At 72.3% G+C, this 7,340-nt stretch carries 7 protein-coding genes; all 7 read right to left on the reverse strand.

All coding sequences use genetic code 11. The features are described 5' to 3' along the window. Nucleotides 1-147: 147 nt before the first annotated feature. The 7 genes from BMY61_RS41610 to BMY61_RS41640 all read right to left on the reverse strand — a co-directional run bounded on the left by BMY61_RS41610 (nt 148) and on the right by BMY61_RS41640 (nt 6,523). Nucleotides 148-1,683, reverse strand: coding sequence for a ParB/RepB/Spo0J family partition protein (locus BMY61_RS41610; protein ID WP_052439490.1), 1,536 nt, complete (start codon nt 1,681-1,683; stop codon nt 148-150). 172 nt (nt 1,684-1,855) lie between these two features. Next, entirely contained in the window at nt 1,856-2,200 is a 345-nt protein-coding gene (locus tag BMY61_RS41615) for a hypothetical protein (RefSeq protein WP_052439491.1), read from the reverse strand. A gap of 92 nt (nt 2,201-2,292) precedes the next feature. After that, the gene (locus BMY61_RS45705; protein ID WP_042459560.1) at nt 2,293-2,553 is read right to left on the reverse strand and encodes a hypothetical protein; all 261 of its coding nucleotides are present in this window, start codon (nt 2,551-2,553) and stop codon (nt 2,293-2,295) included. A gap of 68 nt (nt 2,554-2,621) precedes the next feature. Further along, nucleotides 2,622-3,200 (reverse strand): hypothetical protein, encoded by a 579-nt coding sequence (locus tag BMY61_RS41625; protein ID WP_042459563.1) that lies wholly within the window; start codon nt 3,198-3,200, stop codon nt 2,622-2,624. Nucleotides 3,201-3,330: 130 nt separating this feature from the next. Continuing rightward, complete coding sequence (locus BMY61_RS41630) at nt 3,331-4,731, reverse strand: hypothetical protein (RefSeq protein WP_042459566.1); 1,401 nt, start codon at nt 4,729-4,731, stop codon at nt 3,331-3,333. A gap of 124 nt (nt 4,732-4,855) precedes the next feature. Continuing rightward, complete coding sequence (locus tag BMY61_RS48215) at nt 4,856-6,025, reverse strand: DUF932 domain-containing protein (RefSeq protein ID WP_042459569.1); 1,170 nt, start codon at nt 6,023-6,025, stop codon at nt 4,856-4,858. 138 nt (nt 6,026-6,163) lie between these two features. Further along, nucleotides 6,164-6,523, reverse strand: a complete 360-nt coding sequence (locus tag BMY61_RS41640) for a hypothetical protein (RefSeq protein ID WP_042459572.1) — start codon at nt 6,521-6,523, stop codon at nt 6,164-6,166. Between the last annotated feature and the right edge of the window lie 817 nt (nt 6,524-7,340).

A 7,340-nucleotide genomic window follows, 5' to 3' on the forward strand; every position in this document is an offset into this window, starting at 1 on the left:
TTCTCCTTCGGTGGCGTGCGTCCGCGCACCGGGCGTGCGGGCACGGCGGTGCAGCGCCCGGTGCGGGCGCGGGATCGGTCGGGGGAGTGGGCGGGGCCGATGCCCGACGGCAGCGGCCCCGTGTGCGGTGTGGGGGAGTTGGGCTGGTCAGGCGGCCGTGGCGAGCTTGGTGCGGGCGGTGGCCGGGCTCTTCGGCGAGCCCTTGGCGGCGGGCCCCCGCAGGGGGCCGGTGATCTCGGCCTCGACCTCGGACAGGGTGTAGCCCTCGGCGGCGAGCAACCGCAGCCACTCCTTGACCTGGGCACTCCCGTCCTCCCAGGCGCGGTCGCCCATGTCGAACTCGACGACGGCGGCGACGTGGGCGAAGAGCAGGTTCGCGCTCCGGCGGCCCTTCATCGCCTTCGTGATCGCGCCCTGGAAGGGCTTGTTCCACCGGCCGGTCTTCGGCTCGGGCACGCCGAGGAACCCGGCGGCGTAGGCCAGTTCGCCCCTGTCCGCGTAGCGGCTGCTGCCCTCGTTCTGGTGGAGAAGGTGGGACAGGCAGAACAACTGCACCGCCTCGGAGACCTTCGGCCGCGCGACCAGCTCGGCGATGAACTTGTGCCGCACCGGGCGGGCGTCACGCCAGGCCCGGTTGTGCGCGACGACGCTCGCGTGGCGGGCCTTCTCCTGCTCGCTGCGCGGCTTGGCGGCCTTCTTCGGCACCTTGTGCCCGTGGGCGACCGGGTCCAGGCACAGGAACACCGCCTCGCCCGTGGCCCTGTCGATCCGGGCGGCGTGACCGGGGCAGCCGGCGTGCTTCTCCGGCAGAACCGGCCCGCCCAACTGCGTGCGCAGCTCGGACAGCTCCCGGTCCTTCGGCTTCTCCCCGTAGCCGCTGTAGTACGGCTGCGGGCTCACGATCTTGATCTTCGCCGCGCCCAGCTCCGCGCGAACGGCGGCGGCCCGCTCGATCACGCCCAGGTCGCCGCGCAGCCGCGACATCGCGTGCTCCCAGTGGCCACGTCCGCCGGTGCGCTCGTCGTCCTTCTTCGCCTGGTCCAGCACGGTGGTCGCGTTCGGGACCTTCTCGACCTCGACCAGGTCGCCCATCTGCTCCAGGTCGTAGCCGGACGCCGTGGCGGTGGTCAGCGACTTCGGGGTCAGCTGGCGGGCACGCTGCGCGGCCATGACCTGGTCCGGCGTCAGGCCGAGCGCGTTCGCGGCGCGGGTGCGGCGGGCGATGTTGTCGTCGGTGAGCAGGGAGAGCTGGGAGACGGCGTTGACGTCGTCGCGAGCGGTCATCTCCTCGCGGTGCTTGTTCTCGACCAGCGAGAACAGGACCGCGTCGGCCTCCTCGTCCAGCTCGTCGAGGATCGCGGGCACCAGCCGCACCGGCTCTCCGTTCTTGCGCGCCTTCGCGGCAGCGGCCTGCGCGGCGAGCATCCGCCGCTGACCCTTGAACACCCAGAACGCGCCGCCGGGGCCGGAGCGCACGCCGATCGGCTCGCGGACCCCGACCTCGGCGACGGACTGGAGCAGTTCGGCGCTGGGCTCGGCGTTGTCCTTGCGGACGTTGGCCGGGTCGACCGCGAGGTGGTCGGGGTGGACCTCGATCAGCGTGCCGATCGCGGCCGGGCGGGTCGCTTCGACGGTCTCGGCCGACTCGACCCGGGGGTCGGTGCTGCTGGTGGTGCTGGCCACGGTGGGCCTCCTTCGGTGCGGTGCTTGGTCGTAGCGGGGGCGCCATCCCCTGACACGTTCAATAATAGATACTCTGATGATAGGGGCCACTGATTTTCAGTGACCCCTTGACCTGCTCTGATGTCCCGCCAGGTGGGCTGCCTGGAGACTGGGGGACGGTCCTGCGGAGGCGTCAGCGCGGGGTGAGGCAGCCGATCGGCAGGCTGTCCACGACGCTGGTGTAGCGGCCCTTGCTGGCCTTCGCCGCTCGCGCAGCGGAGGGGGCGTCCAGGGTCACGGTGGCGATGACCTTGCTGCCGTAGCGCTCCAGCGCGGTGACCGTTCCGGTCAGGCCGCTGAGGTAGGCCGGCCGCAGGTTGCGGATCTCCGCCTGCGCCCCTTCCCGGATGAGTGCGCTGTCGGCCAGCGACAGCAGCTCACGGCGCTTGCCGATGAGCAGCAGCAGGATGTCCAAGTCCTCGCGGCTGGCGTTCGTGCGAATGGCGTCGAGGACCTGGGAGAGGGTCGGCGCGGGCATGGCGCTTGCGTGATCGACGCGGTGGGCGTGCCCGGTTCGGGCTGGTTGGTGGTGGTCATGCAGTCCTCCTCATGGGGTAAGTGATGCCGGGGTCAGCGGCGTGATGCGCGCGCCCAGCGCCCGGGGGCGGGCGTGCGGGCGGGCAACACGGTGAATCCGCGGCGGTGCAACGCCTTGCGAGTGAGGCGGATGCGGCGTTCGTCGGCCGCGCGTCCGGCGCTGCCGCGCAGTCGCCGATGCCCGTCGGTGCGGGTCTTCCAGCCGATCTGTCGCAGCGCGGCGGCGACCATCGCGGGCGGGTGCGGGCAGGTGAGAACCGTTCCGTCGTCGCGGGTGTGGGTGAGGGTCAGCACTAGGTTTCCTTCGGGTGGGTGGGGCCCGCGCGGGCGCGGTGGTCGCGCCCGCGACGGGCGGGAGTGCGTCAGGCATGCGGGGTGAGGCGGAGGATCCCGCCGTCTGCGGCGTAGACCTTGATGACTCCAGCGGCGTCGACTGTCGCGGTTGCCCCGTCGGGGCAGCAGCACGTGCCGGACAGCAGCTTCTGGATGACGTGGGCGCGAGCCAGGTCCGGGAACGGCTGCCAGGCGTGCCGCTCCCTCTGGACGATGAGCGCCGACTCCCAGCCGTCCCCGGTGAACGTCGCGGCCCAGTCCACCTGCTCGCCCGGCACGTAGGGGCGGGCGTCGGGCACGGCGGTCCAGCGGATCCGCACGTGCTCGTGCGGGGCCGGGCCGGTCGCGGTGATGCTCTGCCCGGTGCGCAGCACCGTGGTGCGCGGGGCCATGAGCGCGAGCGCTTCGGCGACGTGGGCGGCGGGCATGTGCCCGTCCGGGTCGGCGAACGGGTGCACGGTCCAGCCGGTGGGGCCGGTGACCTCCATGCGGAACAGCGGGTGGTTGGCGGCGTCGCCCAGCCAGGACGCGACCCAGCGGGCGCACTCGTCGGAGAGGCCGTCAGGGGTGGGGCAGGGGCCCAGCGTGCGGGCGAGCGTGGTCGACACGGGAACTCCTCGCGGGTGGTGGGGCGGTGCATGGGCGCGCCGGTCCGGTCCGGCGGGCCAGTAGCCGGGGGCGGCCGGCCTTTTCGCGTTCGGCCTGGGGCCGCCCGGCAGGGGCGGCCCCAGGCGGGGGTCAGCGGCGGGGGGTGAAGCGGAAGACCCGGTCACGGGCGTAGAGCTTGAGCACTCCGTCCCGCACGCTGGCAGTGTCGGCGGGCAGTCCACGCAGGGCGTCGCGCAGCGCGGCGGCGGACGCCCATCCCGGCTCGGTCTTCCAACTGGTGTCCGGCGCGGTGAGCGGGGCGCTCGCCCCGGTGAACAGCTCCGCCCACGCGATGCGGTCTCCGACCGGGAGCGGCTGGCAGTCGGCCACCGGGGTCCAGCGGAAGCCGGGCACGGAGACGGCGCCGTCGGGGGCCCACTGCACCGGGGTGCCGTTGCGGAGCGTGGCGAGCGTGCGGGCCACGGTGAAGGCGGACGTCTCGCCGTCCGGGTCGGTCAGCGGCGCGCGCTGCCACCCGTCGTCGGTCAGCTGCTCGCCCTGGAACCGTGCGGCGGGGGCATGGCCCAGCCATGAGGCGACCCAGTCGGTGCGAGCCTCTCCGGTGCGCGTGTGCGGGTACGGTCCGTACGGGCCGAACTTGGGGTGGATGTCGGCGGCCTGGTTGTCCAGCACCCGCAGCAGCGCTTCGCGCTCCTCGGCGGCCCCGACCGGCTCGGCGGCGCGGGCCTCCGGGTGGGCGGGCGGCTCGATGGCGAGCGGGGCCGGTCGCCCCGGAGCCTGGTCGGGGGCCGGGCACGGCTCGGCTGCTGGTGCGGGCGCGGTGGCCGGTGTCTGGGCCAGCTCCTCCACCATCGCCAACAGGGCGTCGACGACCCGCGACAGCTCGGCCCGAGCCGAGGCGATGCCGTTACGAGTGAAGCGCAGTTCGCGCACCTGGCGGCGCTCCACCGCTCCCAGCCGGTGCAGTTCGCTCCGGGCCCGGTCGGCGCGCTGGCGCAGCGCCTCCATGGGCGTGATCTTCGGACGCGGGCCGGGGCACTGGTCGGCCCGGTGACCCTGGCGCATGGTCTTGGCGGTGCCCGGGCCATGCTGGTCGCACTCCGGGGCCGCACGCATCGGGTCGATGAGTCCGCACGCCTCCTGCGGGCATGGGCACACATTCTCAATCTCCGTGTCTTCCCATGCGCGCCCGATGTGGCTCCGCGTCCAATCCGGCGCGGCGTGCGGGCGCTCCGCGCCACCCTCGGCGAGCTCCTTGGGCTCCGGGGTCGGGGTGCTCTCCTCGGTGGAGCGCTCCAGCTCCGGCACGGCCGGGGGCTCGATGCCGGCGTGGGGGCCGGGCCCGTGCTCGGGCTGCTCCTCGGGTGCGGCCGTCCCGGGGGCATCGGCCAGGGCAGCGTCCTCGACCGGCGCGGCCGGGCCGGGGCGCTCGGCGTCGTCGGGAAGCGGGCTTCCGAGTGCCCATGCGAGTACGTCAGCGGCGCGCTGGCTCATCGGGTTACCGGCGGTGAGGGAGCGGTGATCGGTCATGTGGGTTGCCTCCTGGGCAGGGCGGGGCTGGTCCCCCGGCGCGCGGCCGGGGGACACGGGGAAGTCATGGGGTGGGCGCGTGCGCGCCGGACCGGCTCGGCGGCCGGGGCGGTGCTGGGGTGGGTCAGACCAGCGCCATGGCGGCCAGCGCCTGGGCCTCCAGCTCGTACGCGGCGTCCGCGTCCTGAATGGTCTGCGCGGTGGCGGTGATGGCCTGGAGGATGCCCCCGGCCGTTGGCTGCCCGCCCCGGATGAAGTGGTTCAACACCGACTGCTGCACCGCCTCGGAGAACCGCAGCTTCTTGCTGATCGTCTCGATGGTCTTGGCGGGGTCGGCGACCTCGCGCCCGGCCTCCCGCTCGATCGCGCGGAGCTTGGTCTCCACGTACTCCCGGTCCAGGAACGTGGAGACCGCGTCGCGGGTCTGGGCCTGGATCAGAGCGAGGTGCTTGGCGTCGGTGTCTTCCGAGACCCGGATGAGCCCCTCGTCCATGCGCGCCCCGATGTGCACCGCCCGATAGGCGTCCTTGGCCATGGTCAGCCCGTTCCGGCACACGCGGACCACGATGCGCGGGGTGAGGGTGTAGGCACCGGACCCGACCTCGCTGTTCGCGAGCACGAAGCCGGCGGACACGATCGGCAGTTCGTCCCCGGTCTGGCCGTTGAACGGGGACCGGTACCCCTTCAAGAGCTCGGGGGCCATCACACGTACGGACTGGGACTCGATCCGGACGACCATGCGACGGTCGGACAGGTCGCATCCGGTGATGTTGATCTCGTGCCCGGTCTGCTGGATGCCCTCCAGCGCGGAGACCAGCACGTCGAAGTTGTCGATCCGCCGGTAGCTGTCGGACAGGACCGCGCGCAGCACCCCGACGCCGCCGTCCCCGTCACCGGAGGTGAACGTCCGCAGCATGAGCTTGCGGGACGGGTCGGCCTCAAGCCACCCGTTCACGTTCGCGTCGTACAGCGCGGGCAGCTCCGCACGCATGCGCCGCAGGTAGGCCAGCGGAATCCGCAACTTCTCCGCGATCCCCTCGTCGGCCACAGACGTGGGCCGCAACGCCTGGTCGGTGAGCGTGACGCCCTCGGCGCTCAGCAGCGGCGCGTGGCCGGTCATCAGCAGGTTTCCGCCCTCGGCGCGCATCCGCCCGGCGGACACGACGTGATCTGCCTTGCGAGCGTGCTGGTGCGTCAGGGCCTTTACGAGGTCCCTGAGCTCGGCGTTACGGGCGGCCCCGGTGCCGTCCGGGCCGGGGGTGACGACGACGGCGCGGGTGGTCAGCTCCTGCATGGTGGTTCTCCTTGCGGTGATCGTCGTTGTCGGAGTGCCATTTCGACAACTTCATAATAGATACTTGCTTAGGTGAGGGCCACCGATTTTCGAGCGGCCCCCGACCTGCCTACTTCTCCGATGTGCCCCCCGCTGGGGTCAGACGAGACGGCGGGTGCGCAGGAACTCGGCGACGCGGTAGGCGACGACGCGGGCGGCGTTGGTCTTGACGCGGCGGTCCTCGCGGACGCTGCCGATGATCCGGCGGCCGGTCTCGCCCTCGAAGATGATCACGTACTCGAATTCCTCGGCGGCAGGCATCACCACCAGCACCGGCCCGGCCAGCGTCGGCACCTGAAGCGCGGTCATGTTCTCGTCCTTGTCGTGCAGGACGCGGGCCCCGGCCAGCAGCGACGGGAGCGGCAGGAAGGTAGCGATCCGGCGCGCCGTGTCCGCCTGCGCCGACTCCGGGCCACGGGCGATGGAGGAGACGCGGGCCTGAGCAATGATGATCTCCACTTGGGGAGTCCTTTCGGTTGTCCAACAGGCTTCGGCGGGCCCCTCGGTGCTGGCGAGGAACTCTGTAACAAATACTGACATGGGGTCGGGGTGACCGCAAACCAATTTCGGTGGTGGCGCAGGAGATCACTCGTTCAGCTCGCACTTCGACCGTGAAACGGCCCGTGAAACAGCCCATGAGACGGGGCGTGAAACACCCCGTGAAACACCCCGTGAAACGGGCTGTGCCCCCGTCTTCCTCGACTTGGCATCTCCCCTGATCAGTTGGGGTGGTGACGCCTCCTTCGGGGCTGACATCCCCTGTGCGCGTCCGCCTGCCCTGGAGTGATAGGGGAGGGGCGGTCGCGTGTTGGGGGTGTGTCGTGTGTGGGCGGGGGCGGGGGCCTTGTGTCTGGGGTGGGCCTGCATGGGCCCTGTGCGGGCTGCTGGTGGCCCGTCAGGGCCGTGCTGGGGGCCCGGTTCCGTGCCGTAGGCACGGGACTGCTCGGCGGGTGGCTTGGGGTGGGTTGGGCGGGGGTGGTGGTACCGGGGAAACGTGTCACTTCCGGGGGCGGGCGGCAGCCCGTCCCGTCCCGTCTGGCCGCGCGGATGCGCGGCCCCTCCATCCTCAGCGCCCGGCAGGGCGCGGCGTCAACTCGCCCACCAACGTTGGGAATTGGCACGGGCCCGGATGGGGCCGGCCTTCGGCTCTGAGGAACCACGATCGGTCACGCCGTAGGCGTGACACGGAAACTGACGCACTGTCACGCCGCATGGCGTGACGCGGTGTTGATGGCCCGTCAGGGCCATTGGAAGGGCGGCAGCCCTTCCGCCCCCC

It is taken from the genome of Streptacidiphilus jiangxiensis (assembly GCF_900109465.1).
In the GTDB taxonomy this organism is placed as follows: Bacteria; Actinomycetota; Actinomycetes; order Streptomycetales; family Streptomycetaceae; genus Streptacidiphilus; species Streptacidiphilus jiangxiensis.

Coding starts and splice junctions, on each gene's coding strand:
- BMY61_RS41615 (WP_052439491.1), bottom strand. CDS start 2,200: ATGCCCGCGCCGACCCTCTCCCAGGTCCTCGACGCCATTCGCACGAAC.
- BMY61_RS41630 (WP_042459566.1), bottom strand. CDS start 4,731: ATGACCGATCACCGCTCCCTCACCGCCGGTAACCCGATGAGCCAGCGC.
- BMY61_RS48215 (WP_042459569.1), bottom strand. CDS start 6,025: ATGCAGGAGCTGACCACCCGCGCCGTCGTCGTCACCCCCGGCCCGGAC.